Origin of the sequence: Paenibacillus sp. NPDC057967, from assembly GCF_042887015.1 — a bacterium.
Lineage (GTDB): Bacteria > Bacillota > Bacilli > Paenibacillales > Paenibacillaceae > Pristimantibacillus.
This window is the reverse complement of the sequence record NZ_JBHVQB010000002.1, coordinates 215,874-216,074: the sequence shown is the minus strand read 5'-3', so window position 1 is coordinate 216,074 and position 201 is coordinate 215,874. Positions and strand designations below refer to the sequence as shown.

Genomic DNA, 201 nt, shown 5'->3' with positions numbered 1-201 from the left:
TCGCTCCACGCCGTACCATTCCACGTTTGCTTCTGGAACGTCGCCGTTACGGTATGGCTTCCGACTGTCGAAGGCGTATACGCGGTCGTATACTTGCCGTTATTGTCCTTCGTGAACGTGCCCGTCTTGCCGCTCTCTGTCGAGCTCCAGCTTAATGGCACGTAACGCTCGTCACCGACCAACGTCCCGTCCGCCGATTCG

1 protein-coding gene is annotated in these 201 nt (G+C 58.2%); it reads right to left on the bottom strand.

Annotated features, from left to right (window positions below):
- Positions 1-201: hypothetical protein (locus ACFVSO_RS05465; RefSeq protein WP_483875062.1), on the bottom strand; the 201-nt coding region annotated here is incomplete at both ends.